This window comes from Salinibacterium sp. GXW1014 (genome assembly GCF_044769865.1).
GTDB lineage: Bacteria > Actinomycetota > Actinomycetes > Actinomycetales > Microbacteriaceae > Homoserinimonas.
In genome coordinates this window covers 1,605,805-1,632,415 of the sequence record NZ_JBIZWA010000001.1, presented here as the reverse complement: position 1 = coordinate 1,632,415, position 26,611 = coordinate 1,605,805, and the positions used below count along the sequence as shown (strand labels likewise).

The following is a 26,611-nucleotide window of genomic DNA, read 5'->3' as shown; positions in this document are numbered from 1 at the left end:
AACGGCTGACGCCGTTCCGCTACGGGACCCCCGGGCCGCCAGTCCAGGGCCGCAGCCACAGGGCGATGGCGGCGATGAGCGACGCCTGCCCCAGTAGCGAGTAGAACACCCAGAACGGCGACTGGCCGCCGCTCGTGCCGAAGGTGTCGGCGACGCCCATGCCCATCGCGAAGGTGCCCATCCACTGGAAGAAGATCGCAGCGGCGACGATTCCCAACGTGACCAGGAGCATCCGTCGGGCGGTGAGCCATGCCGGCCCGATCAGGCCGAGCACCAACGGGGCAAGCGCCGCGAGGCCCCAGCACACCGTCCAGATCCGCAACATCATGAGCGCTCCATTGAGCTCCCCCGCGTACCCCATGCACGCTCGGATCTCAGCGGCCGTCATCCCCGGCATGAGCGCCTCGGGCATCCACACGTAGCCGTCAAGGAAACCGAGGGCGACCACCACGAGGAGGGCAGCGGATGCCACGGCACCGAGCACGACGCGCTGCCCGCGCCCGAGCATCCGCTCATCCACCTGCACCCCAGCAGCCCGCGGCCTCCGGCTGAAGAGCAGCGCCACTCCGACGACCGCCGCAATGAGCGCGACAATAGCGATCCCTGCGCCGACCCACGCGGTGCCGGTGATGGCGTACAGCCCGGTGAACCAGCATCCGAAGAGCGCGACGCCCGCGCTCAGGATGAGCGTGCCGCCGAGGCGCGGATGGTCAAGTGAGTGCTCGCGAGGGATGCTCATGCTGACAGTCAAGAGGAGAATCGGGCAGGCGGGCCGGGCGACGGGGCAGGTGGACGGCGTGTCGGCCGAAATCACCTGCGGACGGATGCCCCGGGCTGCGCAAGCCGCCTGCGCCACCCGCATCGCAGGCGCACCGGCTCCACGGGCCATGACACACGCTATGAGAACCCTCACATCGGGCGACGGTGCGCTCCAACCCTCCCGCTCGCCGCGCTTTCTGCCCGTTATCGATCCGTGACAACTGACCATTGCCGCCCCGCAATGTGAACGCTAACATTCTGTCATCCAGAACGAGCTGGACACCCGGATGTCGCCCGCACCACTCGACACCGCGGGATCACTGAACAAGGGAGTTTGGGTTGATCAAGAAATTCACGGGTGTGGCCGCCACTGCCGCCATGCTCATTGCACTCACCGGCTGCGCCGGAGACGGCGGCTCGGGCGCACAGGGCGGGGAGGGCGGCAGCGAGGACATCGTCGTCGGCTTCGCGCAGGTCGGCGCCGAGAGCGGATGGCGCACCGCCAACACGACCGACATCAAGCGCGCCTTCGAGGAGGCGGGCATCGAGCTCAAGTTCTCCGACGCCCAGCAGAAGCAGGAGAACCAGATCAAGGCGATCCGCAGCTACATCCAGCAGCAGGTCGACGTGATCGCGTTCTCCCCCGTCGTCGAGTCCGGCTGGGACACCGTGCTCAAGGAGGCCAAGGACGCCGGCATCCCCGTCGTGCTGACCGACCGCGCGGTCGACTCGGAGGATGAGTCGCTCTTTGTCTCGTTCCTCGGCTCAGACTTCGTCCTCGAGGGCGAGCGGGCTGGCGAGTGGGTCAACAGCGAGTTCGCCGACGCCGACCAGGTCAACATTGTCGAGCTGCAGGGCACGACGGGTGCGGCTCCCGCCAATGACCGCGCCGAGGGATTCCGCAACGTCGTGACGGACCCGAAGTTCGAGGTCGTCGCCTCGCAGACGGGCGACTTCACGAGGGCCGGCGGAAAGCAGGTCATGGAGGCCTTCCTCAAGTCGAACCCCGACATCGACCTCGTCTACGCCCACAACGATGACATGGGCCTCGGCGCGATCGAGGCGATCGAGGCGGCCGGACTGGTTCCGGGCGAGGACATCAAGATCGTCACGGTCGACGCGGTCAAGGACGGCATGCAGGCCCTCGTCGATGGCAAGATCAACTTCATCGTGGAGTGCTCGCCGCTCCTCGGCGACCAGTTGGTCGAGATCGTGCAGAAGGTCGTCGCGGGCGAGGATGTCGAGAAGCGCATCGTGACGGAGGAGACGACGTTCACGCAGGAGCAGGCCGCCGAGGCCCTGCCCAACCGGCAGTACTAAGCGCGATCCTTTCAGAATTCAGGAAGGCCTGCCTTCCTGAATTCTGAAAGGACGCCCGAGTTTTCTCAATGAGGAGAGACATGAGCGAGACCAGCACTGCCCCCGTCGTGGAGATGCGAGACATCTCGATCAGCTTCCCCGGCGTGAAGGCGCTCGATTCGGTGAGCTTTCGCATGTTCCCCGGCGAGGTCCATTCGCTCATGGGCGAGAACGGCGCGGGCAAGTCCACCCTCATCAAGGCGCTGACCGGCGTCTACCCCATCGATTCCGGCACCATCGTGCTCGCGGGCGAGCCGCTCAGCGTGAACGGCCCGGCGCAGGCGCAGGATGCCGGAATCAGCACGGTCTACCAAGAGGTCAACCTGCTCTCCAACCTCTCGGTCGCCGAGAACATCATGCTCGGGCGGGAACCCCGCCGCTTCGGCCTGATCGACTGGTCGGCGACGCGGCAACGCGCGGCGGAGGTGCTCGCGGGGCTCAACCTCGACATCGACCCCGCCTCCCCCCTCAGCTCGCACTCGCTCGCGGTGCAGCAGCTCGTCGCGATCGCTCGGGCCATCGACATCCGCGCCAAGGTGCTGATCCTCGATGAACCAACCTCAAGCCTCGATGCGGATGAGGTGGCTGAGCTCTTCCGGGTCATCCGCCGACTCAAGGACGACGGCGTCGCAATCCTCTTCGTGAGCCACTTCCTCGACCAGGTCTACGAGATCGCCGACCGGCTCACGGTGCTGCGCAATGGAGCGCTCGTCGGCGAATACCGCACCGAGGAGATCCTTCGCATCGAGCTTGTGCACAAGATGATCGGCAAGGACATCGAGTTGCTGGAGCGACTCGAGACCCGTTCGAAATCGCTCGACAGCACTGACTCCGCGGGGAGTGCGCCATACCTCGCGGCGCACGAGATCGGCCGCAAGGGTTCGATCGAGCCCACCTCACTCGCAATCCAGCAGGGAGAGGTCGTCGGTCTCGCGGGCCTCCTCGGCTCCGGCCGCACCGAACTCGCGCGACTCCTCACGGGTGCCGACCGCGCCGAGACGGGAACCCTGACGGTCGCAGGCAGCCAACGCCGCTTCCGCTCCCCCCGAGCAGCCCTCAAGCGGCGCATCGCCTACTCGAGCGAAGACCGCAAGCGTGAGGGCATCGTCGACGACCTGACGGTGCGCGACAACATCGTCCTGGCGCTGCAGAGCGACCGCGGCTGGTTCCGCCCGATCCCGAAGCGCAGGCGAGACGAACTGGCGACGAGCTACATCTCGGCCCTCGGCATCCGCCCGGCCGATCCCGACGCGCTCGTGCGCAACCTGAGCGGGGGCAACCAGCAGAAGGTGCTCCTCGCGAGATGGCTCGCGGTCGCGCCGCGGCTCCTGATCCTCGACGAGCCGACGCGAGGGATCGACGTGGGCGCGAAGGCCGAGATCCAGCGACTCGTCGCCAACCTCGCCGAGGAGGGCATGTCGGTCGTCTTCATCTCGGCAGAGCTCGAGGAGGTGCTGCGCCTCAGCCACCGCGTCGCCGTCATGCGCGACCGCCGCAAGGTCGCCGACTTCGTGAATGAAGACGTGACGGTCGGCGAGATCATGACCCTCATCGCGAGTGGTTCCGAAGACGACACGGATGCCGTCGCCACGACCGTGGGAGCCGGGGCATGAGCGGCGCGCAGCCCGGCGGCCAGGGCCTCGCGAGCCGAGCACTGCACAGCCGCCTCTTCTGGCCGGTCGTGACCCTGCTCGCGCTCTTCGCCCTCAACGTCATCGTGTCGCCGTCGTTCCTCGCCATCCGAGTGCACGACGGGCACCTCTTCGGCAGCCTCATCGACATCCTTCGCAATGGCGCACCCACGCTGCTCGTCGCGCTCGGCATGACGGTCGTGATCGCGACCCGGGGCATCGACCTCTCGGTCGGCGCGGTCGTGGCGATCGCCGGCGCCCTCGCCTGCACGATCATCGCCGACTCGCCAGACCCCGGCAGCGTAGCGTCGGTCGTGACCGCCGTCGCCATCGCCCTCGGCTTCTCCCTGCTGCTCGGGGCGTGGAACGGCCTGCTGGTGGCAGCCCTTGGCATCCAGCCCATCATCGCCACGCTCATCCTCATGACGGCGGGCCGCGGCATTGCGATGCTCATCACAGAGGGCCAGATCATTACGGTCTCGAGCCCCGCCTACAAGGTCATCGGCGGCGGCTACTGGCTCGGCCTGCCGGCCTCCATCATCATCGCGGGCGGCATGTTCCTCGTTGCGGCGCTCCTCACCCGTCGCACCGCGCTCGGCCTTCTCATCGAGTCGGTCGGCATCAACCCGGCGGCAAGCCGGCTCGCGGGGGTGCGTGCCCGCAGCATCACCTGGACCGTCTACGTCTTCAGCGGCCTCTGCGCTGGTGTCGCTGGCCTCATGATCAGTTCCAACGTCACGGCGGCCGACGCCAACAACGCGGGCCTCTGGATCGAGATGGATGCGATCCTCGCGGTCGTGATCGGCGGCACCTCGCTCATGGGCGGTCGGTACTCGCTCACGGGCACGCTCGTGGGCGCCTTCATCATCCAGACCCTCACGACAACGGTCTACACGGTCGGCATCGCCCCCGAGATCACGCTCGTGTTCAAGGCCCTCGTCGTGATTGCCGTCTGCCTGCTGCAATCCCCCGCAATGCGGGAACGGATGCGCCGACGCACGAGGATCACGACCCCAGCGACAGCAAAGGCGGTGGCGTCATGACCACGACCCTCCCTCCCGTGAAGGCGTTCTCGACCCGCAGTCGCCTGGCGCGCCTCATCCCGTCGTCGCGCTACACCTCGGTGCTCGTGACGCTCGTGTTGCTGGTCGCGATGTTCGCCGTGGGAGCCAGCCGATACCGCGGCTTCGCCTCGGGCCAGGTCGTCATGAACCTCTTCATCGACAACGCCTTCCTCATCGTGCTCGCGGTCGGCATGACCTTCGTGATCCTCACGGGCGGCATCGACCTGTCAGTGGGCGCGGTCGTGGCACTCTCGACCATGATCACGGCGACCCTGTTGCGCGACGGCTGGAGCCCGGTCGCCGTCATCGTGGTCGTGCTGCTCGCGACCTCGACCCTCGGCCTGCTGGTGGGCCTCGTCATCCACTACTTCGATATCCAACCCTTCATCGCGACGCTCGCCGCGATGTTCCTCGCGAGGGGGCTCTGCTACGTCATCAGCCTCGACTCCATCTCGATCACCGACCCGTTCTTCGTCGGGCTCGCGCAGACCCGCATCCCGCTCGCCGACCGCCTCAGCATCACGCCGACCGTCATCATCGCGGTCGCGGTCGTCGTGATCGCCTTCATCGTGCTGCACTTCACGCGCACGGGCCGCACGGTCTACGCGATCGGCGATGGCGGTGCCTCAGCGCACCTCATGGGGCTCCCGGTCGTGCGCACCAAGGTGCTCGTCTACGTCATCAGCGGCTTCTGCTCGGGCATCGCCGGCATCCTCTTCAGCCTCTACACGCTCTCCGGGTACAGCCTGACGGCCGTCGGCATGGAACTCGAGGCGATCGCCGCCGTCGTCATCGGCGGCACGCTGCTCACGGGCGGCTACGGCTTCGTGCTGGGCTCGCTTCTCGGCGTGCTCGTGCTCGGCACGATCCAGACCATCATCAGCTTCGACGGCACGCTCAGCTCGTGGTGGACAAAGATCGTGATCGGCGGCCTGCTGCTGCTCTTCATCATCCTGCAGCGCATCCTCACCGCCCGCCGACGCTGAGAACGGTCATCGGCGCAATGGACGGGCATAATTCAAGAAGGGCGGATGCTGGGGGCGTGCACGAGTGAGCGGTGAAGACAAGGCGCGGGCCGCCAATATCTTCGACGTCGCTCGGCTCGCGGGGGTGTCGCACCAGACCGTCTCCCGCGTCGTGAACGACCACCCGAGCGTGCGCCCCGCGACGCGCAAGCGGGTCGAAGATGCGATCCGGCAGCTGCGCTACCGTCCGAGCACGAATGCGCGCGCTCTCGTCACCCGCCGTTCCCGCACGATCGGGGTCATCACGACGGGCAGCCCCGACTATGGGCCATCCGCGACGCTGCAGGCCCTCACGGAGGCTTCCCGCAGCGCGCGCTACACCATCAGCATCACGAGCATGCTGCAGGCCGACCCCGTCTCGATGCGCGCCGCCGTCGAGACACTGCTCTCGCAGAGCATCGAGGCCATGGTGCTCATCGCCGCCCATCGCGGCGCGCTCGACGCGATCCAGGGCCTCGACCTCGGTGTGCCGCTCGTGGCGGTCGACAGCAGCGCCCGCCCCGGCTTTCACAGTGTGTCGATCGACCAGTTCGAGGGCGCCCGTCTCGCGACGCAGCACCTCATCGACCTCGGCCATCGGGAGATCGTGCATCTCGCGGGGCCACAGCATTCGATGGATGCCACGGAGCGTGAGCGCGGCTGGCGCGCCGCACTCTCGCACGCCGGCCTCGTTGCCCACGCGCCGCTCGAGGGCGACTGGACCCCGCGAAGCGGCTACGAGATCGGGCTCCAGCTTGCGGCATCCCGGGGCTTCACGGCGATCGTGGGCGGCAACGATCAGATGGCACTGGGCGCGATGTTCGCGCTCAAGGAGCGAGGCATCCGTGTTCCCGAGGATGTCAGCGTGATCGGCTTTGACGACATCCCCGAGGCTGCCTTCTTCACTCCCCCGCTCACGACCATGCACCAGGATTTCGCGGGCCTTGGGGGCGACATCATGACGAGGCTGCTCGAGCTGCTCGACGACGGCGACCTCCCGGATGCGCAGGCTCCCCACGTGCCGGGCCTCGTGCTGCGTCATTCCACCGCGCCACTGCACGCCTGAGCCGCGGCGGCTCGCTCAGTCCTCGAGCGGCGGCACCGAGCGTGGTCGCACGACAGCCCACACGACCACGACGCCGAGCACCGCCGCGCCACCCATGACGACGGCCATGGGCGTCGCCGTCGCGACCCCCATGAGGCCGACGAGTGGCGAGATGAGCCCCGCGGTGCCGAAGTTGAGGGCGCCGAGGAGGGATGCCGCGGTGCCGGCCTCCCTGCCGTGGTGCGCAAGCGCGAGCACCTGCACGGCGGGAAAGCCGAACCCGCAGGCCGTGATGTAGAACCACAGCGGGATGAGCGTGCCCCAAAGCCCGGCACCCGCCTGGTCGAGCGACATGATCGTGATCGCCATCGCGAGCTGCACGCTGGTGACGCCGACGAGCACCCACTGCGGGCCGACGCCGAGGCGGGCCATGAGGCGTGAGCTCGTCTGCACGCCGAGCACGACGCCCACCGAGTTGATGCCGAACAGCAGCCCATACTGTTGCGGGCTGAAACCGTAGACGCCCTGGAACAGGAACGATGAGCTCGAGAGGTAGGCAAAGAGGCCCGTGAAGCTCATCGCTCCGACGATCGCCGCCCCGACGAAGACCCGGTCTGTGAAGAGGGCGCGGTAGCGGGATCGCATCGTGCTGTGACCGGGCACGCGGCGGGCGGATGCGGGCAGTGTCTCGGTGATGAGCAGGAGCACCGCGCCGACAACGAGCACGGCGTAGCCGGCCAGCACCCAGAAGATGCCGCGCCAGTCGGTGATGAGCAGCAGCTGCGAACCGATCACGGGCGCGAGAATCGGGGCAAGGCCGTTCACGAGCGCGAGGCGCGACAGCATCGTGACGAGCCGCTTGCCGCCGAAGAGGTCGCGCACCATCGCCATCGCGACGACCCCACCGGCGGCCGCGCCGAAGCCCTGCAGCACACGGAAGACGCCGAGCCACGCGATGTCGGGGGCGAGCGCCGCGCCGACGCTCGCGGCGATGTGCACGGCCGTCGCGAGGATGAGGGGAAGCCTGCGGCCGACCTTGTCGCTCCACGGCCCCACCAGGAGCTGGCCGAGGGCGAAGCCAACGGTCGTGCCGGTGAGCGTGAGCTGGATGGCGGCCGCGCCGACCCCCAGGTCGCGTTCGAGCGCCGGGAACGCCGGCAGGTACAGGTCGATCGTGAAGGGGCCCAGGGCCGTGAGCGTGCCGAGCACGAGCACGTAGACCAGCCGTTGGCGGGAGGTGAGCGCGTCACCGGGATGTGGACGCTTGTCTTGCAGGTCTTCCGGCGTGATGACGGGGATGGAATTGGTCTGGCTCACACGGTTCCTTGATCGATGGCAGAGGAGAAGCCTAACGCCCGGGAGCAACGATGCCGGCCGCCCCGAGGGACGGCCGGCATCGCGACGAGCAGCGGGTCAGTCGCCCGCGGGGCCCGCCTTGGTATCGGCCTTCATGGCATCCGGTGTGCCGGATTCGACGGTGGCCACACCCGTGGTCCGGTCGAGCACCGTCTTGTTCTTCGGGGCGGCACGGCGGCCACCCGAACGACGCTTGTTGAAGACGTCGAACGCGACGGCGAGCAGGAGCACCATGCCCTTGATGAACTGCTGGTAGTCGGTGCTGACGCCCATGAGCGACATGCCGTTGTTGAGCACACCCATGATGAGGCCACCCGTGATGGCGCCCGTGACGGTACCGATACCACCCGTGACGGCGGCACCACCGATGAAGGCTGCCGCGATGGCGTCGAGCTCGAACAGGTTGCCCGCGCCGGGGCCGGCCGAGTTGAGGCGACCCGTGAAGACGAGCCCCGCGAGGGCCGCCAACACACCCATGTTGACGAACAGGTAGAAGTCGACCTTCTGCGTCTTGATGCCCGAGAGCTGCGCCGCGTGCAGGTTGCCACCGCGAGCGTAGACGTGGCGACCGAAGACGCTGCGGTTCATGACGGCCGTGTAGATCACCACGAGGGCGCCGAGCACGATCAGCACGATCGGGGTTCCACGCGAGCCGGGCGCGATGCCGAGCAGGTAGGTGAGGCCGATCACGAGCACGCCAGTGAACGCGAGCTTGGCGACGAACCAGCTGAGCGGCTCGCTCTCGAGGCCGTGCTTGACGCGCGACATCCGCCCCTTGACCTGCGATGCGATGAGCATGATGAGGGCGAGAATGCCGAGGCCGACCGTGATCCACTCGGCGGGCGAGGAGCTCGCGGGGAACAACTGCGGGAACACGTAGCCACCACCGAGCTGGCGGTACTCATTCGGGAACGGCGTGATGCGCTGATTGCCGAGCACGATCTGCGTGAGGCCTCGGAAGATCAGCATGCCCGCGAGCGTCACGATGAAGGCGGGGATGCCGACGAAGGCGATCCAGAAGCCCTGCCATGCGCCGACCAGCGCGCCGATCACGAGTGAGGCGATGATCGCGACCCACCAGGGCGCGCCCCAGTCCTGGATCATGATGCCCGACATGGCGCCGACGAACGCCGCGACCGAACCGACGGAGAGGTCGATGTGGCCGGCGATGATGACCATGACCATGCCGATCGCGAGGATCAGGATGTAGCTGTTCTGCACGATGATGTTCGACACGTTGCCGGCCGTCAGCAGGCGTCCATCCGTGAGGATCTGGAACAGCACCACGATCACGATGAGCGCGATGAAGATACCGATCTGGCGCATTCGGCTGGCGAGGAAGCCCAGCGATTCCTTGAGCACGCTCATCTACTTTTCCTTCTCTTTGGTCATGTACTGCATGAGTGCCTCTGGTGTGGCATCCGCGATCGTCATCTCACCCGTGATGTGCCCCTCCGACAGCGCGTAGATGCGGTCGGAGATGCCCAGCAGTTCCGGCAGCTCGGAGGAGATCACGATGACCGCCTTGCCCTCAGCCGCGAGCCTGTTGATGATCGTGTAGATCTCGTACTTCGCGCCGACGTCGATGCCGCGCGTCGGCTCGTCGAGAATCAGCACGTCGGGGTCGGAGAACATCCACTTCGAAAGCACGACCTTCTGCTGGTTTCCACCCGACAGCTGACCCGTGACGGATGCCACGGAGGGCGCCTTGATGTTCATGCTCTTGCGGTAGTCGGATGCGACGAGGTACTCCTTGTTGTCGTCGACCCAGCCGCCCTTGGAGAGCTTGCCGAGCGCCGCCGCGGAGATGTTGCGCTTGATGTCCTCGATGAGGTTGAGCCCGTAACGCTTTCGGTCCTCGGTTGCGTAGGCGATGCCGGCGTCGATCGCGTCGGAGACCGTGCGCACCTTGACCTCCTTGCCGCGCACGAAGACGCGACCCGAGATGCCGGAGCCGTAAGAGCGGCCGAAGATGCTCATGGCGAGCTCCGTGCGGCCGGCACCCATGAGGCCCGCGATGCCGACCACCTCGCCGGCCCGCGCCGTGAGGTTGGCGCCGTGGATCACGACGCGGTCGTGCTCGGTCGGGTGGTGCACGGTCCAGTCCTCGACGCGGAAGATCTCCTCGCCGATCTTGGGGGTGCGGTCGGGGTAGCGGTGCTCGAGGTCGCGGCCGACCATCCCCTTGATGATGCGGTTCTCAGAGATCTCGTCGCTGTTCATGTCGAGCGTCTCGATCGCGCGGCCGTCACGGATGATCGTGACCTTGTCGGCGATCGCCTTGATCTCGTTGAGCTTGTGGCTGATGATGATCGACGTGATGCCCTGCTGCTGAAGGTGCGTGATGAGGCTGAGCAGGTGGGCCGAGTCCTCGTCGTTGAGCGCCGCCGTGGGCTCATCGAGGATGAGGAGCTTGACCTCCTTCGACAGGGCCTTCGCGATCTCCACGAGCTGCTGTTTGCCGACGCCGATGTCGGTGATCTTGGTCGTGGGATTGTCGCTCAGTCCGACGCGCGCGAGCAGTTTCGCGGCCTCGAGGTTGGTCTTGTTCCAGTCGATGAAGCCGCCGCGCTGGATCTCGTTGCCGAGGAAGATATTCTCGGCGATCGAGAGGTAGGGGCTCAGGGCGAGCTCCTGGTGGATGATGACGATGCCGCTCTTCTCGCTGTCACGGATGTCGCGAAAGCTGACCGGCTCGCCCTCGAAGAGAATCTCGCCCTCATAGGTGCCGTGCGGGTAGACACCCGAGAGCACCTTCATGAGGGTGGACTTGCCCGCCCCGTTCTCGCCGCAGATCGCATGGATCTCACCGCGGGCGACGGAGAGGTTGACGTCCTGCAGCGCTTTCACGCCCGGGAACGTCTTGGTGATGCTGCGCATCTCGAGAATGTTGGCGACCATTCCCTGCCTCTATTCGTTGTGGTTGTGACGGATGCCGGTGGGGCGCATCCCTGCGCCCCACCGGCTGGTGCGTGTCTTACTCGAAGGTGCCTTCGTCGTAGTATCCGCTGTCGATCAGTACCTCGACGTAGTTGTCGGCGGTGACGATCTGCGACTCGAGCAGGTACGACGGCACGACCCTTTCGCCGTTGTCGTAGGTCTCGGTGTCGTTGACCTCAGGCTCCTCGTCATTGAGCACAGCATCCACCATCTCGACGGCCTGCGCACCCAGGAGGCGCGTGTCCTTGAAGATGGTCGAGTACTGCTCGCCCGCGATGATCGACTTGATCGAGCCCTCTTCAGCGTCCTGTCCGGTCACGATCGGCAGGTCGCTGGCCGAGTAGCCACCGGCCGTGAGCGCCGAGATGATGCCGATCGAGAGGCCGTCGTAGGGCGAGAGCACACCGTCGAGCTTGGTGCCGCCGATGATCGTGAGCAGGTCATCCATGCGGGCCTGGGCGCGCGAGGCCTCCCAGCGCAGGATGGCGGCCTGCTCGAACTCGGTCTGGCCCGAAGGAACCGTGATGACGCCGCTCTCCATGTAGGGCTCCAGCACCGACATGGCGCCGTCCCAGAAGAAGGTGGCGTTGTTGTCGTCGGGGCTGCCGGCGAAGAGCTCGACGTTGAAGGGGCCGGTCTCGCCGGTCTCCTCGCCGTTCTCGTCAAGCAGTCCGAGGCCCGTGACGAGCGAGGTCGCCTGCTGCACGCCGACCTCGAAGTTGTCGAAGGTCGTGTAGTAGTCGACGTTCTCGGAGCCGAGGATGAGGCGGTCGTAGGAGATCACGGGGATCTCCTGGGCCGCAGCCTGCTCGAGCACCTCGGTCAGCGCGGTGCCGTCGATGGCCGCGATGATGAGCGCCTCAGCGCCACCCGAGATCATGTTCTCGATCTGCGAGAGCTGCGTTGGGATGTCGTCGTTGGCGTACTGGAGGTCGACCTGGTAGCCGAGCTCCTCGAGTTCGGCCTCGACGTTGTCACCATCGGCGATCCAGCGCTCCGAGGTCTGGGTGGGCATCGAGACGCCGACGATGGCGCCTTCGGTGTCACCGTCTCCGCCACCGCCGGTGCGGTCGCCGGAGCAGCCCGCGAGCGTGAGCACGAGCGCGCTCGCGGCGGCGACGCCGGTGAGCAACTTGTTGGTCTTCACTGTGTCTTCCTTTTCTCTTGGATCCCGGTCGGGGAACGCTCCAGGAGCGTTCCCCGACCGAAGGGGTGGTGCGTGGTTACTCCAGGTCGGACGGCTCGTAGTAGCCGCCGTCGATGAGTACCTCTTCGTAGTTGTCGATCGTCACGACCTGCGACTCGAGCAGGAACGACGGCACGACCTTCGTGCCGTTGTCATAGGTCTCCGTGTCGTTGACCTCAGGCTCTTCACCGTTGAGGAGCGCGTCAACCATCTCCACGGCCTGCGCGCCGAGGAGGCGCGTGTCCTTGAAGATCGTGGAGTACTGCTCGCCCGCGATGATCGCCTTGACGCCACCGACGTCGGCGTCCTGGCCGGTGATGACGGGGATGTCACCCGCGTAGCCGCCCGAGCTGAGCGCCGCGATGATGCCGGATGCGAGGCCGTCGTTGGGCGAGAGCACCGCGTCGAGCTTCGTGTCGCCGATGATCGTGAGCAGGTTCTCCATGCGGTCCTGCGCGTTCTCGGCGAGCCATCCGGGTGTCGCCGCCTGCTCGAAGTCGAGCTGGCCGGAGGGCACGGTGAGCACGCCGCTCTCGATGTAGGGGTCAAGCACGGAGCGTGCGCCATCCCAGAAGAACGTCGCGTTGTTGTCGTCGGGGCTGCCCGCGAAGAGCTCGATGTTGAACGGCCCCGCCTCACCGGTGTCCTCGCCGCTCTCGTCGAGCACGCCGAGGCCGGTGAGGAGCGAGGTCGCCTGCTGCACGCCGACCTGGAAGTTGTCGAAGGTCGTGTAGTAATCCACGTTCTCCGAGCCCAGGATGAGTCGGTCATAGGCGATGACGGGGATGTCCTGCGCCGCCGCCTGCTCGAGCACGCTCGTGAGCGTCGTGCCGTCGATTGAGGCGATGATGAGCGCCTTCGCTCCGCTCGTGATCATGTTCTCGAGCTGCGAGATCTGCGTTGCCGTGTCATCCGCCGCGTACTGCAGGTCGACCTGGTAGCCGAGCTCCTCGAGTTCTGCCTGCACATTGTTGCCGTCCGCGATCCAACGTTCGAGCTGCTGGCTCGGCATCGAGACGCCCACGAGGGCGCCCGAGGCGTCATCGCCACCGTCGCCTCCTGAGCGGTCGCCCGCGCATCCGCTGAGACCGAGCGCGAGCGCACTCGCGGCGGCGATGCCGACGAGGTACTTTCTCTTGTTCACAGTGCTTCCTTCCAGTGTGGTTGATGGTGCTGGGATGGTGCCTGTAGTGGTGCTGGTCTTTGTTCGTGCTGCGAGGGGGCTGTTAGAGCCCCTGCGCAAGCCGGTAGTAGGCGGCGTTCCAACGCACCTCGCGCTGGAAGTCCCTGAGGGTGGTCTGCTCGTCGATCACGAGGAGCTCGGTGCCCGCGATCTCGGCGAAGTCACGGAACACATCGACGCCGACCGCGGTCGTCATGACCGTGTGATGGGCGGCGCCGGCCGTGAGCCACGCGGCAGCAGAGGTCGCGAAGTCGGGCGCGGGCTTCCACAGCGCGCGGCCCACGGGAAGGTTGGGCATCGGTTCATCGAGTGCCACGTTCTCCACGACGTTCGCCACGAGGCGGAAACGGTCGCGCATGTCGCTCATCGCGACGACGACGGCGGGTCCGGGGTCGGCCGTGAAGACGAGCCGCACAGGGTCCTCCTTGCCGCCGATGCCGAGCGGGTGGATCTCGAGGCTCGGCTTCTCAGTCGTGAGCGAGGGGCTCACCTCGAGCATGTGGGCGCCGAGGATCTTCTCGTCGCCCGGCGTGAGGTGGTAGGTGTAGTCCTCCATGAGGCTCGCGCCGCCGGGGAGGCCCGCGCCCATGACGTTGGAGGTGCGCACGAGGATCGCGGTCTTCCAGTCGCCCTCGGCGCCGAAGCCGTAGCCCTCGGCCATGAGCCGCTGCACGGCGAGGCCCGGCAGCTGGCGCAGCGCACCCAGGTCTTCGAAGCTCGTCGTGAAGGCGCCGAAGCCGCCCTCCTCGAGGAAGCTGCGCAGGCCGAGCTCGATCGCGGCGCCGTAGCGCAGCGACTCGTGCCGCTCGCCGCCCTTGCGCAGCTCGGGCACGACCACGTAGAGCTCCTCGTACTCAGCGACGAGCGTGTCGATGTCGGCATCGGATGCCGCGTGCACGGCCTCCGCAAGCTCGTTGACGCCCCACGTGTTGACCTGCACGCCGAAGCGCAGCTCCGCCTCGGTCTTGTCGCCCTCCGTGACGGCGACATAGCGCATGTTGTCACCGAAGCGGGCGAGCTTGAGCGAGTGGGTGGCGGCCCAGCCCGCGGCGGCCCGCTGCCAGGTCGCGACCTGCGCCGTGACATCCGGGTTGCTGACGTGGCCGACGACGGTCTTGCGGGCGACGCCGAGGCGGGTCTGGATGTAGCCGAACTCCCGGTCGCCGTGGGCGGCCTGGTTGAGGTTCATGAAGTCGAAGTCGATCTCGCCCCACGGCAGCTCGACGTTGGCCTGCGTGTGCAGGTGCAGCAGCGGCTTGCGCAGCGCGTCGAGCCCGGCGATCCACATCTTGGCGGGGCTGAAGGTGTGCATCCAGGCGATGACGCCGATGACGTTGTCGGCCGCATTCACGTCGAGGGCGAGGCGGCGGATCGAGTCGCTCTCCTTGAGCACGGGCTTCCACACGACCTTGACGGGCACGTCGGATGCCGCATCCAGGGCCTGCGCGATCGCGCGCGACTGCTCGGCGACCTGCTGCAGGGTCTCCTCGCCGTAGAGGTTCTGGCTGCCCGTGACGAACCAGACCTCGTAGTGGTCGAGCGAGGTGGAGAGCTTGGGCATGTCTAGAGTGCTCCTTCGGGCTTCTGGCCGTAGACGTTCTGGTAGCGGTCGAACAGGGAGTCGATCGCCTCCTGCGGGATAGGGATGAGCTCCCCCGCTTGGCGGGCGATGTGCACGGTGCGCGCGACATCCTCGACCATGACGGCCGCCTTGACGGCGTCGCGGGGGTTCTTGCCGATCGTGAAGGGGCCGTGGTTCTGCATCAGCACGGCCCGCGAGCGGTGACCCTGCAGCGTGGCGACGATGCCGCGGCCGATCGAGTCATCCCCGATGATCGCGAAGGGTCCGACGGGAATCTCGCCGCCGAACTCGTCGGCCATCGCCGTGATGACGCAGGGGATCGCCTCCCCGCGGGCGGCCCACGCCGTCGCGTAGGTCGAGTGCGTGTGCACGACTCCCCCGACCTCCGGCATGTTGCGGTAGACGTAGGCGTGCGCCGCCGTGTCGCTCGAGGGGCTGCGGCCGCTGCCGGGCGTGCCCGGGATGACGGTGCCGTCGAGGTCGCAGAGGATCATGTTCTCGGGTGCGAGCTCGTCGTAGTCGACCCCGCTGGGCTTGATGACGAAGAGGTCGGCGCCCGGCACGCGGCCGCTCACGTTGCCGCCCGTCCAGACGACGAGTCCGTAGCGGGTGAGCTCGGAGTGGAGGGATGCGACATCCGCACGCACCCCGTCGATCGCCGCCTGGATCTCGGGCGTGAAGTCGTTCATACTCGCGCCTCCCGCTCGGCGTCGTCGTGGCTTGCGTTCTCGAGGTCCGACCCTGCGAGCGCATCGCGCCGACGCGCCTTCAGCCGCTTCATGACGTCGTTGGCGCCGCGACCGAAGTAGTCGTGCAACTGGGTGTACTCGGCGTAGAGCTCGTCGTAGGCGTCCGCCGCGGCCTCATCGGGCGTGTACACGTTGCGGTTGACGCGTCCCATCGCCTCGCCCGCCGCACGCACGTCGGGGTAGGCGCCGGCCGCGACCGCCGCGTGGATGGCGGAACCCAGCGCGGGGCCCTGCTCGCTCGCGATCGTCGAGATGGGCATCCGGAGCACGTTGCTGTAGGTCTGCATGAGGAAGGGGTTCTTGATGAGCCCGCCCGCCGCGATGAACTCCGTGACGGGCACGCCGCTCGCGTTGAAGGTCTCGACGATTGTGCGGGTGCCGAAGGCGGTCGCCTCGAGCAGCGCACGGTAGATCTCCTCCGGCCGCGTCGTGAGGGTCGCGCCCAGCACGACGCCACTGAGTTCGTGGTCGACGAGCACCGAGCGGTTACCCGAGTGCCAGTCGAGGGCGACGAGCCCGTGGCCGCCGACGGGCTGCTCCTGCGCGAGCTCGGTGAGGTACTGGTGGATGCTGAGGCCACGCTCGCGCGCCGCCGCGTGGTACTCCCCCGGCACCTGGTTCTTCACGTACCAGGCGAAGATGTCGCCAACGCCCGACTGCCCGGCCTCATAGCCGTAGAGCCCGCTCACGATGCCGCCGTCGACGACACCGCACATGCCGGGGACCTCGGCGAGCACATCCGCGTTCATGACGTGGCAGGTGCTCGTGCCCATGATGGCGAGCATCTGGCCCGGCTCGACCGCCTTCGCGGCGGGCGCCGTCACGTGGGCGTCGACGTTGCCGACCGCGACCGCGATGCCCTCGGGCAGGCCCGTCCAGGCCGCAGCCTCGGCGCTCAGCGTGCCAGCGGCATCCCCCAGCTGGCCGATCTCGTGGGCGAGCTTGTCATCGACGAAGCCCGCGAAGTCGGGGTTGAGCGCCGTGAGGAAGTCGCGGTCGGGATACTCGCCGTCCTGCCAGATGCCCTTGTAGCCGGCCGTGCAGGCGTTGCGCACGTAGCGGCCCGTGAGCTGCCAGACGATCCAATCGGCCGCCTCGACCCAGTGGTCCATGCGCTGGTAGATCTCGGGGTCCTCTTCGAGCAGCTGGAGCGCCTTGGCGAACTCCCACTCGCTCGAGATGAGCCCGCCGTAGCGGGGCAGCCATGACTCGCCGCGCTCGGCCGCGATGCGGTTGATGCGGTCGGCCTGGCCCTGCGCCGCGTGGTGCTTCCACAGCTTGATGTAGGCGTGCGGGCGGTGCTCGAAGCCGGCGACCTCGTTGAGCGGTGTGCCGTCGGCGAGCACGGGCATGGGGGTCGACGCCGTGAAGTCGGTGCCGATGCCGATGACGGATGCGGGGTCGATACCTGCGGCCTGGACCACTCTCGGAATCGCCGTCTTGATGACGTCGACGTAGTCCGCGGGAACCTGAAGGGCCCACTCGGGCGGCAGCCGGTCGCCCGTCGCGGCGAGGGTCGTGTCCATGACGGCGTGGGGGTACTCGAGCGTCGCCGAACCCACCTCTTCGCCGTCGGAGACCCTGACGACCACGGCGCGGCCGCTGAGGGTGCCGAAGTCCACGCCGATCACGTAGCGCTCGGCAGGGCTCGGGGTCTCTGGGAAACTCACCGGGTCGACTCCTTCGTCAACGCTTCCGGAGGAGAAAGCGGGCGGGGCACGGGTGGAACGAAATGTGACCGTTCGTGTGACCGTTCACAATTAGCCGCAATGGTACCCCCATCTGAGGGCGTGGTGTCAACGCAGAGCCAAATCGTGATTTGGCTACTGCGGCGGCGCTGTCGAGGCGCGCACGACGAGCTCGGGCACGACCTGCTCGTGGCTCGCATCCGACGACCCCAGCACCTCGTCGAGGATGATCGCGAGCGAGCGCCGCCCTATCTCGGCAAAGTCCTGCCGCACGGTCGTCAGCGGCGGCCAGAAGTGGGCGGCATCCGGGATGTCATCGAAGCCGACCACGCTCACGTCCTGCGGCACCCGCACGCCAGCCTCGTGCAGCGCATGGATGAGCCCGAGGGCCATCTGGTCGTTGGCACAGAAGACGGCCGAGAAATCCGGATGCCGCAGCAGCTCCCGCCCCGCATGATGCCCGAACGCGGCAGTCCAGTCGCCGAGAATGGGCGGGCGCGTCGAGAGGTCCGCCTCACTGATCTCATGCAGGAAGCCCCGCATGCGGGCATCCGCCTCAATCCAGTCCTGCGGACCGGCGATGTGTTCGATCTCGCGATGCCCAAGGTCGATGAGGTGGCGGGTCGCGAGGCGCCCGCCCCTGAACTGGTCGACCGAGACACTCCTGTGCGAGTCGCGCTGGGTCGAGTCGAGGGTCACGAAGGGGATCACGAGGTTCATGTCTGCGATGGCGTCGAAGACCCGCACCTGCGGGGCGATCACCACAATCGCCTCGACCGCCTGCTGGCGAAGGAAGTCGAGCCCCGCGCGAATCGAGTCGTAGTCGCTCGTCGTGTTGGTGATCATGACGCGGTACCCGGCCTGGCGCGCCGCGATCTCGATCGCATGCACGCTCGTGGTGGGCCCGTAGTGAGCTGTGTCGCCCGAGAGCACGCCGATCGTGCGGCTGCGATTGGTGACGAGGGTGCGCGCCGCCTGGTTGGGCCTGTAGCCGAGTTCGTCGATGACCTCGAGCACCCGCTCCTTGGTGCTGGGGCGGATGTTGGGCGACTCGTTGAGCACGCGCGAGACGGTCTGGTACGAGACTCCAGCAAGCCTCGCGACATCCCGGATGTTCGGGGCGCGAACCTTCTCCGGTTCCATGGGATTCACCAGGCCTGTCGTGATGTGTACGTTCACATGCTGCGAGTCGCATCCATTATGCCGCCCGTGCGCTTGCGCGCATCCTCCGTCTCAGCGGAGTTCGCGCACGCGGGGCGAAACAATGACCGCGGCGAGCGCGAAGAGTGCCGCGAGCACGAAGACGGCCACGAACGAGACGGCGCCGCCAAAGGATGCGAAATATGCGACCACGACGCCCGTGACCGCGAGCGCGAGCGCCGCCCCGAGCGACTGCGCAATCGTGAGCGCGGCGGAGTTGAAGCCCTGCTCCCGGATCGCCGAGCGCGCGAGCGTCATGGTGTTGAGCCGCGGGAACGCGAGCCCCATGCCGGCCCCGCCGATCGCCCAGCCCACCATGAGCACGGCCGGGTGCAGCATCAAGACGGTCGCGACGATCACGACGCTGGTCGAGGCGAGCAGCATGAGCGAGCCGCCTGTCAGGCAGGCGGCGTCACTCAGGCGTGCCGAGCCCTGCAGCTGCGCGGCGGTTGCCCAGGTGAGCGTGCCGCCCGTCAGGGCGAGCCCAGCGATGGCCGCGTCGAAGCCATACTCGGCCTGCAGCAGGTACGGGATGTAGACCTCCGCGCCGAAGAAGGTCGCCGAGACGAGCCCGCGCAGCAGGATGATCGATGGCAGGCCGCGCCTCGCGAGGAGGGTTCCGCGCGGCACGAGCGTGCGCGCTGCGAAGAGTGCGACGGCGGCCGCGACGACGGCGAGCACGATGGGCACGGCCGATTCGCCGGCGGACTCCTCCCCCGCCTGCCCCGAGAGGCTGACCGCGAGCACGGCGGCCGCGGCAAGCACCGACCACGCGATGCGTCGCAGCGCCCACGGCGGGGCCTCGCCCTCGGCCGGAGTGAGGGCCCGCACGCTCGGCAGGATGAGCCCCGTCGACCCGACGACGAGCACGACGACCGCCAGGAACACCCAGCGCCACCCGATGCCCTCCGCGATGAAGCCCGCCGCGGCCGGCCCGACGAGCGCTGGCACGACCCACGCGGTCGAGAAGCCGGCGAAGACCTTCGGATGCATCGGGGCGGGGAACACCCGGGCGATGAGCACATACAGGGCCACCGTCACGGCCCCACCCCCGAAGCCGAGCACGAGGCGTCCCAGCACGAGCACCGCCATGGACGGGGCGACCCCTGCGATGACGAGCCCGAGCGTGAAGATCACGGCCGAGACGGAAAGGGGCGCCGCGGGCCCCACGCGGTCGGCCCAGTTGCCGCCGATGACCATGCCGACGACCCCCGCGGCGAGCGGCGCCGCGAACGCGAGGGCATAGAGCTCCCGCCCATCAAGCTCGGCGCTGATGAGCGGCATGATGGTCGTGACGGCAAGGGTCTGGAAGGCGTTCAGGAAGACAAGCGAGAGCGCGCCGATGGTGGTCCAGCGGTAGCGGGCACTGTAGATGCCCTCACGCACGTCGGTCACTTCGCCTCCTGCGGCCGCTCCAGCGCGACCCGAGCGGAAGACTACACGCGGTCGAGCGCCTCCGTGATGTCGGCGAGCAGGTCATCGATGCCCTCGATGCCAACCGAGAGACGGATGACGTTCTCGGGCACCGCAAGCTCGGTCCCCTTGACGGATGCGTGCGTCATCTCGCTCGGGTAGCCGATGAGCGACTCGACGCCGCCGAGGGACTCGGCGAGCTGGAAGACGCTTGTGCCCTCCGCGACGGCGCGCGCAACATCCGGTCCGCCCTTGAGGGCGAGCGAGAGCATGCCGCCGAAGTCCGACATCTGCCGCGCCGCGATCTCGTGGCCCGGGTGGGATTCGAGACCCGGGTAGTAGACCCGCTCGATCGCCGGGTGGTGCTCGAGGGTCGCTGCGATCGTGTGCGCGTTGGAGGAGTGGCGGTCCATGCGCACCCCGAGGGTCTTGATACCCCGCACGGTGAGCCATGCGTCCATGGGAGAGGAGACCCCGCCCGCGCCGAACTGCAGGAAGCCGACCTTCTCGGCGAGCTCGTCGTCGTTCAGGATGACCGCGCCGCCGAGCACGTCGGAGTGCCCGCCGAGGTACTTCGTCGTCGAGTGCACGACGATGTCGGCGCCAAGGGCGAGGGGCTGCTGCAGGTACGGCGTCGCGAAGGTGTTGTCCACGACGACGAGCGCGCCCGCCTCGTGGCCGATCGCGGCGAGCGCCGCGATGTCGGTGATCTTCATGAGCGGGTTGCTCGGCGTCTCGAGCCAGAGCACGCGGGTCGTGCCGGGCCTGATCGCCGCACGCACGGCATCCGCATCGCTCATCTCGACCGTGCTGAGCTCGACACCCCACGGCACGTGGAGCCGGTTGACGAGACGGTGGGTGCCGCCGTAGACGTCGTTACCCATGAGCACGTGATCGCCCGGCTTCAGGATGGCGCGCAGCAGCGCGTCTTCCGCCGCGAGCCCCGAGGCGAAGCTGTAGGCGTGCGCGCCGCCCTCGAGCGAGGCGAGGAGCTCCTGCAGGGTGTCGCGCGTGGGGTTGCCGCCGCGCGCATACTCATAGCCGCCACGGAAGCCGCCGATGCCGTCTTGCACGAAGGTCGACGTCATGTAGATGGGCGGCACGACGGCGCCCGTCGTGGGGTCGAAGTCCTGACCGGCGTGGATCGCGCGGGTGTTGAAATCCTGCATGCTTGCTCCTAGACGGTGAAGTGGGCGAGAAGGCTGCGGCGCCCGAGGAGGCCGACGGGCTTGCCCTGGTTCATCACCATGAGCGTGCCGTGGTCGACGAGCCGGGACTCTGCGTCGTCGAGCGTCTCGCACGCGCCGACGAGGGCGAGTGGCGGGCTCATGACCTTCGACACAAGGTCGTCGAGGCCATTCTCTGACTTGAGCAGGGCGGCCACGAGCGAAGCCTCCGAGACACTGCCGACGACCTCGCCGAGCACGACGGGAGGCGCGGCGGCGAGCACCGGAATTGCGGTGTGTGGCGACTTGGTGAGGAGGCGCACCGCGTCTCGCACCGTGCTGTCGGTGCGAACGTGCGGGAGGTCCTCAGCGCTTCCGACGACCACGTCGGCAACGCGCTGGTCATCCCCCTCCTCCATGTCACCGAAGCCGTGACTGTGGATCCAGCCGTCGTTGAAGACCTTGCCGAGATAGCCGCGCCCGCCGTCCGGCAGCAGCACGACGACGACATCGTCTGGGCCGAGTTCGCGGGCGACCGCGAGCGCAGACACGACCGCCATGCCGCTCGATCCGCCGACCAGCAGCCCCTCTTCGAGGGCGAGGCGCCTCGTCATGGCGACGGCTTCGGCATCCGTCACCATGTGCACCTCGTCGACGACGCTCGGGTCGTATGCGCCGGGCCAGAAGTCTTCACCGACGCCCTCGACCAGGTAGGGCCGACCCGTGCCACCGGAGTAGACAGAGCCCTCGGGGTCGGACCCGACGATGCGCACGGCTCCGTCGGAGACCTCCTTGAGGTAGCGGCCGGTGCCGCTGATGGTGCCGCCCGTGCCGACGCCCGCAACGAAGGTCGTGACCCTCCCGTCGGTGTTGCGCCAGATCTCAGGACCCGTGGTCTCGTAGTGGCTGAGCGGGCCGTTCTGGTTCTCGTACTGGTTGGGCTTGAACGCCCCCGGGATCTCCCGCGCGAGACGGTCAGAGACCGAGTAGTACGACTCCGGGCTATCGGGAGCGACGGCCGTCGGCGTCACGACGACCTCGGCACCATAGGCGCGCAGCACATTGCGCTTGTCCTCGCCCACCTTGTCGGGGCACACGAAGACGCAGCGGTAGCCCCGCTGCTGGGCGACGAGCGCGAGGCCAACACCCGTGTTGCCGGATGTCGGCTCGACGATCGTGCCGCCGGGCTTGAGATCTCCGGACGCCTCAGCCGCGTCGATGATCTTGGTCGCGATGCGATCCTTCGATGATCCGCCGGGATTCAGGTACTCGACCTTGACCAGCACGGTCGCCGAGATTCCCTCCGTGACCTTGTTGAGCTTGACGAGGGGCGTGTTTCCGACCAGATCGAGGACGGTCTCTGCGTACTTCATGGTCGGGCCAATCTACCAGCGTCACCCGCCAGCATCCGGGGCAACTTCCCACCTGCGACGGGGAATACGGCCGCCGCCTTCACGTTGCGCATAGGGAGCCCTCGATAGGCTCATGCCTGCAGCCCTTGCCGACCAACCCGACAGGACCACAGCCGTGTCACCTCGCGACAACACTCCCTCCGACGACGCCCCAGTGCCGCCCGCCGCCAAGAAGCTCACGGTCAAGCAGGAACGCGAGCAGCGCCGCCTCGCCAAGGTCGAGGCCTTCAAGAAGCAGCAGGCGCGCGCCAAGCGCAACCGCATCATCGCCGTCACCCTCAGCTCGGTCGCCGCCCTCGCGGTCATCGCCGTCATCGTCACGATCGTCGTCACGAGCGGCACCCCCAAGCGCAACCCCGACGACATCACGGTCGACGGCGTGCAGACCTGGGCCGACATCGACTACCAGCACGTCGAGACGCGGGTGGACTATGAGGCGCAGTACGGCATGAACCCGCCCGCGGGTGGCAGCCACAGCCAGTACTGGCTCAATTGCGGCATCTACGAGGAGGAGCAGCCCGCTGAGAACGCGGTGCACTCGCTCGAGCACGGTGCCGTCTGGGTCACGTACAACCCCGACGAGGTCGCGGGCGACGACCTGCAGGCGCTGCGCGACTCGCTGCCCAGCACCTACGTCATCCTCTCCCCCATCGCCGACCTCGACGCCCCTGTCGTCGCATCCGCGTGGGGCGCCCAGGTCAAGCTCGACGGCGTCGACGACGAGCGCCTCGGCGACTTCGTCGAGAAGTACTGGCAGTCGGGTGACGTGCCCGAGCCCGGCGCGCGCTGCGACGGCGTGCTGGATGGCCCCGGCAAGGTTGCGTGAGGCCTTTGGCACAGCGTGAACCGCGCCTCTCGACGAGGGCTCTCGTCGCCATCATCCTCGGTGGCGCGCTGCTCGCGGCCCTCGCGTTCGGCATCGGCCGCCTGAGCGTTCCGACGGCCTCGACGCCCTCGAACACGAGCGCTGAGGCGGGCTTCTCCCGCGACATGCAGGAGCACCACAACCAGGCCGTGCGCATGTCGATGATCGTGCTGCAGGCGACGGACGACCGCGAGATCACGACCCTCGCCTATGACATCGCGACGGCCCAGCAGCAGCAGGCCGGCCAGATGTTCGGCTGGCTCGAGGTGTGGGGGCTGCCACATGCTCCCCCCGAGCCGTCGATGACGTGGATGTCGCGGCCGACGCTCGACGGCGGCGACCACGACCACGGCGGCGAGGGCGAGTCGGGGCACAACCACACGCCGGGTGAGCCCATGCCGGGTCTCGCGACCGCGGAGCAGATGGCGAAGCTCGAGACGCTCGAGGGGCTGGAGGCCGAGGTCTACTTCCTCGAGCTCATGATCGAGCACCACATCGGCGGCGTCGAGATGGCCGAGGCCGTGCTGGAGCGCAGCACGAATCCCGTCGTCACCAAGCTCGCAAAGGGCATGGTGACGGTGCAGGACAAGGAGATCGTCTTCATGAACGAGCTCCTCGAGGCGCGCCGCTAGGAGTGCCCCGCGTCACCCGGCTTCAGCGGCGGGCGAAGAGGGCGCGCATCCGCTTCGCGATGCCCTCCATGGCTGGCTCAGGCTCGGCTTCGGCGAGGAATGCGATGTGCTGGCATCCGTTGCAGAGTGCGATCGTGCGATGCTGCGCGAGCCCCGCACCGTAATACGGGTTCGGCGTCGCGGTCATGCGCGAACCGCACGATGGGCACTCGAGTGCCGAGTCGGCGTCGGCCGTGATGGCCGAGTAGTGCGTCGGCAGGGTGGTCTGAAGGGTCGCGACAGGCATGACAGTGCTCATTTCGGGTAAGCGTGCTCCCTCGCACCGTTTCGGGTGGCGCGCGGCAGCGGTTCGGGTCGGGTATCGTGCGGGTGGAACTGCCTGGACCTCGGGAGCATTTCGGGTACTCCCCTGCAGTCTCATGATGTCCCTGCCGGGAGCGCCGGGCGAGTCCCCTAAGCAGGGGGCACGGATGCTACGCGCCGGCCACCTGCCGCTGGAAGAGGTTCGCGTAGACGCCATCGAGGGCGAGCAGCTCCTCGTGCGTGCCCTGCTCCACGACGCGGCCGCCGTCGATCACGAAGATGACGTCGGCGCCCACGACGGTCGAGAGGCGGTGGGCGATCGCGACGGTTGTGCGGCCTCGGGCCGCCTCATCGAGCGCCGACTGCACGATGCGCTCCGAGACGCTGTCGAGCGCGCTCGTCGCCTCGTCGAGGATGAGCACGGCGGGGTCCTTGAGCAGCACGCGCGCGATCGCGACCCGCTGCTTCTCGCCGCCGCTGAGGCGGTAGCCGCGCTCCCCCACGACCGTGTCGTAGCCGTCAGGGAAGGAGACGATCGTCTCGTGGATGTTGGCCTTGCGGGCGGCCGCCTCGATCTGTTCCTGCGTCGCATCCGGTCTCGCGTAGCGCAGGTTCTCGGCGATCGTCGCGTGGAAGAGGTAGGTCTCCTGGCTCACGATGCCAACGTTGCGCATGAGGTCTTCGTGCTGCAGGTCGCGCACGTCGACGCCCCCGAAGCGCACGGTGCCGCTCGTCGCGTCGTGCAGGCGGGGCACGAGGTAGGAGACCGTGGTCTTGCCCGCGCCGGACGGGCCGACGAAGGCGGCGTACTGGCCAGGCTCGATCGTGAACGAGACGTGCTTGAGGGTCGCGGGCGACGACTCGGGCGCGTCCGGGTAACGGAACACGACGTCCTCGAAGTCGATGCGGCCGAGCTGTTCGCGCGGCACAGGCCGAGCATCCGGAGCGTCCTCGATCGAGGGCTTGAGATCGAGGTACTCGAAGATGCGGGCGAAGAGGGCGGATGACGTCTGCAGGTCGAGCGCGACCCGCATGAGTCCCATGAGTGGCCACATGAGCCGGGCCTGCACGGTCGTGAAGGCGACGACGGTTCCCGCCGTGACGGGCACATCGCGCAGGATGAGCCATGCCGCGACGAGGTAGATGATCGCCGGGATGATCGAGAGGAACACCTGCACCGAGGCAAAGAACCACTGCCCGCTCATGGTCTGCCGCACCTGCAGTCGCGCCTGGCTGTGGTTCTCCTGCGTGTAGCGCTCGACCTCGGCGCGCTGCTGCGTGAAGCTCTTGGCGAGCAGGATGCCGCTGACGCTCAGCGACTCCTGCGTGATGGCGGTCAGGTTGCTGAGCGACTCCTGCGTCTGCGCCGCGATGCGCGCCCGCACGATGCCGATGCGTCGCTGCGCGACGACGATGAGCGGCATGAGGATTACGGTCGCGAGCGTCATCTGCCAGCTGAGCAGCAGCATGGCGACGAAGGCGGCGATGACGGTCACGGTGTTGCCGATGACGCTCGAGACGGTGTTGCTGAGCACGCCCGCGACGCCGCCGACGTCGTTCTGCAGGCGGGACTGGATGACTCCGGTCTTGGTGCGTGTGAAGAAGGCGAGTTCCATGCGCTGCAGGTGATCGAAGAGCCGCACCCGCAGTTCGGCCATGACCTTGTTGCCGACGGATGCCGTCAGCCACGTCTGCCACACGCCAAGGGCAGCGGATGCCACCCACAGGGCGATCATGATGAGCACGAGTTCGACGAGCACGGGCACGTCGGGCCCGCCGCCGCCCGGGAACAGGCCCCGGTCGAAGGCCTGCTGCGTGAGCAGCGGCGGCGCGACGCTGAGGCCGGCGCCGATCAGCACAAGCGTGATCGTCAGGATGAGGGCGCGCTTGTGGGGCGCGAAGAGACGGCCGATGCGCGGCAGGAGATCGGGCACCTTGGGCGCCTCGGCGTTCTCCCGGCGCTGCGCCTCTGGGTCCCCAGCAGATATACGGGTGCGCTGCTTCCCGTATCTGCCCGTGGGCCCGCCTGCGCTCATCAGGATCTTTCAACCGCCCGGGGCGCGGGAATATTCCG

The 26,611-nt window shown here is 67.7% G+C and carries 22 protein-coding genes; 7 read left to right on the top strand and 15 right to left on the bottom strand.

What is annotated here, in order from left to right; all coding sequences use genetic code 11:
* Positions 1-19: 19 nt before the first annotated feature.
* Positions 20-739 (bottom strand): hypothetical protein, encoded by a 720-nt coding sequence (locus ACIQK7_RS08085; protein ID WP_403023087.1) that lies wholly within the window; start codon positions 737-739, stop codon positions 20-22.
* 362 nt (positions 740-1,101) lie between these two features.
* Here ACIQK7_RS08085 and ACIQK7_RS08080 point away from each other — a divergent pair, with 362 nt between their 5' ends.
* From ACIQK7_RS08080 to ACIQK7_RS08060, 5 genes are all read left to right on the top strand, one after another.
* Positions 1,102-2,079, top strand: a complete 978-nt coding sequence (locus ACIQK7_RS08080; RefSeq protein WP_403024012.1) for an ABC transporter substrate-binding protein — start codon at positions 1,102-1,104, stop codon at positions 2,077-2,079.
* 80 nt (positions 2,080-2,159) lie between these two features.
* On the top strand, positions 2,160-3,731 hold the full coding sequence (locus tag ACIQK7_RS08075; RefSeq protein WP_403023085.1) for a sugar ABC transporter ATP-binding protein: 1,572 nt from the start codon (positions 2,160-2,162) through the stop codon (positions 3,729-3,731).
* On the top strand, positions 3,728-4,792 hold the full coding sequence (locus ACIQK7_RS08070) for an ABC transporter permease (RefSeq protein WP_403023083.1): 1,065 nt from the start codon (positions 3,728-3,730) through the stop codon (positions 4,790-4,792). The genes ACIQK7_RS08075 and ACIQK7_RS08070 overlap by 4 nt, the downstream gene beginning before the upstream one ends.
* A complete protein-coding gene (gene yjfF / locus ACIQK7_RS08065; RefSeq protein ID WP_403023081.1) occupies positions 4,789-5,799 on the top strand; it encodes a galactofuranose ABC transporter, permease protein YjfF in 1,011 nt (336 codons plus the stop codon). Before ACIQK7_RS08070 ends, yjfF begins: the two co-directional genes overlap by 4 nt.
* 64 nt (positions 5,800-5,863) lie before the next feature.
* Positions 5,864-6,883: a LacI family DNA-binding transcriptional regulator gene (locus ACIQK7_RS08060; RefSeq protein WP_403023080.1), complete on the top strand. Its 1,020-nt coding sequence runs from the start codon at positions 5,864-5,866 to the stop codon at positions 6,881-6,883.
* 15 nt (positions 6,884-6,898) lie between these two features.
* Here the strand turns inward: ACIQK7_RS08060 and ACIQK7_RS08055 are convergent, their stop codons facing one another.
* From ACIQK7_RS08055 to ACIQK7_RS08000, 12 genes are all read right to left on the bottom strand, one after another.
* Entirely contained in the window at positions 6,899-8,179 is a 1,281-nt protein-coding gene (locus tag ACIQK7_RS08055; RefSeq protein ID WP_403023077.1) for a multidrug effflux MFS transporter, read from the bottom strand.
* 96 nt (positions 8,180-8,275) lie between these two features.
* Positions 8,276-9,586, bottom strand: coding sequence for a multiple monosaccharide ABC transporter permease (mmsB, locus tag ACIQK7_RS08050; protein WP_403023074.1), 1,311 nt, complete (start codon positions 9,584-9,586; stop codon positions 8,276-8,278).
* Positions 9,587-11,119, bottom strand: coding sequence for a multiple monosaccharide ABC transporter ATP-binding protein (gene mmsA, locus ACIQK7_RS08045; RefSeq protein ID WP_403023072.1), 1,533 nt, complete (start codon positions 11,117-11,119; stop codon positions 9,587-9,589). It abuts the gene before it with no gap.
* A 76-nt stretch (positions 11,120-11,195) separates the two neighbouring features.
* On the bottom strand, positions 11,196-12,305 hold the full coding sequence (chvE, locus tag ACIQK7_RS08040; RefSeq protein ID WP_403023069.1) for a multiple monosaccharide ABC transporter substrate-binding protein: 1,110 nt from the start codon (positions 12,303-12,305) through the stop codon (positions 11,196-11,198).
* A 76-nt stretch (positions 12,306-12,381) separates the two neighbouring features.
* Positions 12,382-13,488 (bottom strand): multiple monosaccharide ABC transporter substrate-binding protein, encoded by a 1,107-nt coding sequence (gene chvE / locus ACIQK7_RS08035; protein WP_403023067.1) that lies wholly within the window; start codon positions 13,486-13,488, stop codon positions 12,382-12,384.
* Positions 13,489-13,570: 82 nt separating this feature from the next.
* Positions 13,571-15,088 carry an L-arabinose isomerase gene (gene araA, locus ACIQK7_RS08030; RefSeq protein ID WP_403023064.1) on the bottom strand — a complete coding sequence of 506 codons (1,518 nt, stop codon included), beginning with the start codon at positions 15,086-15,088 and terminating at the stop codon, positions 13,571-13,573.
* 2 nt (positions 15,089-15,090) lie between these two features.
* Positions 15,091-15,798: an L-ribulose-5-phosphate 4-epimerase gene (locus ACIQK7_RS08025; RefSeq protein WP_403023061.1), complete on the bottom strand. Its 708-nt coding sequence runs from the start codon at positions 15,796-15,798 to the stop codon at positions 15,091-15,093.
* A complete protein-coding gene (gene araB / locus ACIQK7_RS08020) occupies positions 15,795-17,528 on the bottom strand; it encodes a ribulokinase (RefSeq protein WP_403023058.1) in 1,734 nt (577 codons plus the stop codon). The genes ACIQK7_RS08025 and araB overlap by 4 nt, the downstream gene beginning before the upstream one ends.
* 153 nt (positions 17,529-17,681) lie before the next feature.
* Positions 17,682-18,689 carry a LacI family DNA-binding transcriptional regulator gene (locus ACIQK7_RS08015; protein WP_403023055.1) on the bottom strand — a complete coding sequence of 336 codons (1,008 nt, stop codon included), beginning with the start codon at positions 18,687-18,689 and terminating at the stop codon, positions 17,682-17,684.
* 90 nt (positions 18,690-18,779) lie between these two features.
* On the bottom strand, positions 18,780-20,141 hold the full coding sequence (locus tag ACIQK7_RS08010; protein ID WP_403023053.1) for an MFS transporter: 1,362 nt from the start codon (positions 20,139-20,141) through the stop codon (positions 18,780-18,782).
* A gap of 41 nt (positions 20,142-20,182) precedes the next feature.
* Complete coding sequence (locus ACIQK7_RS08005; RefSeq protein WP_403023050.1) at positions 20,183-21,328, bottom strand: cystathionine gamma-synthase; 1,146 nt, start codon at positions 21,326-21,328, stop codon at positions 20,183-20,185.
* An 8-nt stretch (positions 21,329-21,336) separates the two neighbouring features.
* On the bottom strand, positions 21,337-22,698 hold the full coding sequence (locus ACIQK7_RS08000; RefSeq protein WP_403023047.1) for a cystathionine beta-synthase: 1,362 nt from the start codon (positions 22,696-22,698) through the stop codon (positions 21,337-21,339).
* Positions 22,699-22,852: 154 nt separating this feature from the next.
* Here ACIQK7_RS08000 and ACIQK7_RS07995 point away from each other — a divergent pair, with 154 nt between their 5' ends.
* Both ACIQK7_RS07995 and ACIQK7_RS07990 read left to right on the top strand, forming a co-directional pair.
* Positions 22,853-23,563 (top strand): DUF3105 domain-containing protein, encoded by a 711-nt coding sequence (locus ACIQK7_RS07995; RefSeq protein ID WP_403023045.1) that lies wholly within the window; start codon positions 22,853-22,855, stop codon positions 23,561-23,563.
* 5 nt (positions 23,564-23,568) lie between these two features.
* Positions 23,569-24,234, top strand: a complete 666-nt coding sequence (locus ACIQK7_RS07990) for a DUF305 domain-containing protein (protein WP_403023043.1) — start codon at positions 23,569-23,571, stop codon at positions 24,232-24,234.
* A gap of 22 nt (positions 24,235-24,256) precedes the next feature.
* Here the strand turns inward: ACIQK7_RS07990 and ACIQK7_RS07985 are convergent, their stop codons facing one another.
* On the bottom strand, positions 24,257-24,520 hold the full coding sequence (locus ACIQK7_RS07985; RefSeq protein ID WP_403023040.1) for a hypothetical protein: 264 nt from the start codon (positions 24,518-24,520) through the stop codon (positions 24,257-24,259).
* Between the two features lie 187 nt (positions 24,521-24,707).
* On the bottom strand, positions 24,708-26,573 hold the full coding sequence (locus ACIQK7_RS07980; RefSeq protein WP_403023039.1) for an ABC transporter ATP-binding protein: 1,866 nt from the start codon (positions 26,571-26,573) through the stop codon (positions 24,708-24,710).
* Positions 26,574-26,611 lie beyond the last annotated feature (38 nt).

Bases quoted from the DNA above. Each gene is read 5' to 3' on its own strand.
- ACIQK7_RS08085 (WP_403023087.1), bottom strand. From the start codon at position 739: ATGAGCATCCCTCGCGAGCACTCACTTGACCATCCGCGCCTCGGCGGC.
- ACIQK7_RS08075 (WP_403023085.1), top strand. From the start codon at position 2,160: ATGAGCGAGACCAGCACTGCCCCCGTCGTGGAGATGCGAGACATCTCG.
- ACIQK7_RS08070 (WP_403023083.1), top strand. From the start codon at position 3,728: ATGAGCGGCGCGCAGCCCGGCGGCCAGGGCCTCGCGAGCCGAGCACTG.
- yjfF (WP_403023081.1), top strand. From the start codon at position 4,789: ATGACCACGACCCTCCCTCCCGTGAAGGCGTTCTCGACCCGCAGTCGC.
- mmsB (WP_403023074.1), bottom strand. From the start codon at position 9,586: ATGAGCGTGCTCAAGGAATCGCTGGGCTTCCTCGCCAGCCGAATGCGC.
- mmsA (WP_403023072.1), bottom strand. From the start codon at position 11,119: ATGGTCGCCAACATTCTCGAGATGCGCAGCATCACCAAGACGTTCCCG.
- araA (WP_403023064.1), bottom strand. From the start codon at position 15,088: ATGCCCAAGCTCTCCACCTCGCTCGACCACTACGAGGTCTGGTTCGTC.
- ACIQK7_RS08025 (WP_403023061.1), bottom strand. From the start codon at position 15,798: ATGAACGACTTCACGCCCGAGATCCAGGCGGCGATCGACGGGGTGCGT.
- ACIQK7_RS08015 (WP_403023055.1), bottom strand. From the start codon at position 18,689: ATGGAACCGGAGAAGGTTCGCGCCCCGAACATCCGGGATGTCGCGAGG.
- ACIQK7_RS08005 (WP_403023050.1), bottom strand. From the start codon at position 21,328: ATGCAGGATTTCAACACCCGCGCGATCCACGCCGGTCAGGACTTCGAC.
- ACIQK7_RS08000 (WP_403023047.1), bottom strand. From the start codon at position 22,698: ATGAAGTACGCAGAGACCGTCCTCGATCTGGTCGGAAACACGCCCCTC.
- ACIQK7_RS07985 (WP_403023040.1), bottom strand. From the start codon at position 24,520: ATGCCTGTCGCGACCCTTCAGACCACCCTGCCGACGCACTACTCGGCC.
- ACIQK7_RS07980 (WP_403023039.1), bottom strand. From the start codon at position 26,573: ATGAGCGCAGGCGGGCCCACGGGCAGATACGGGAAGCAGCGCACCCGT.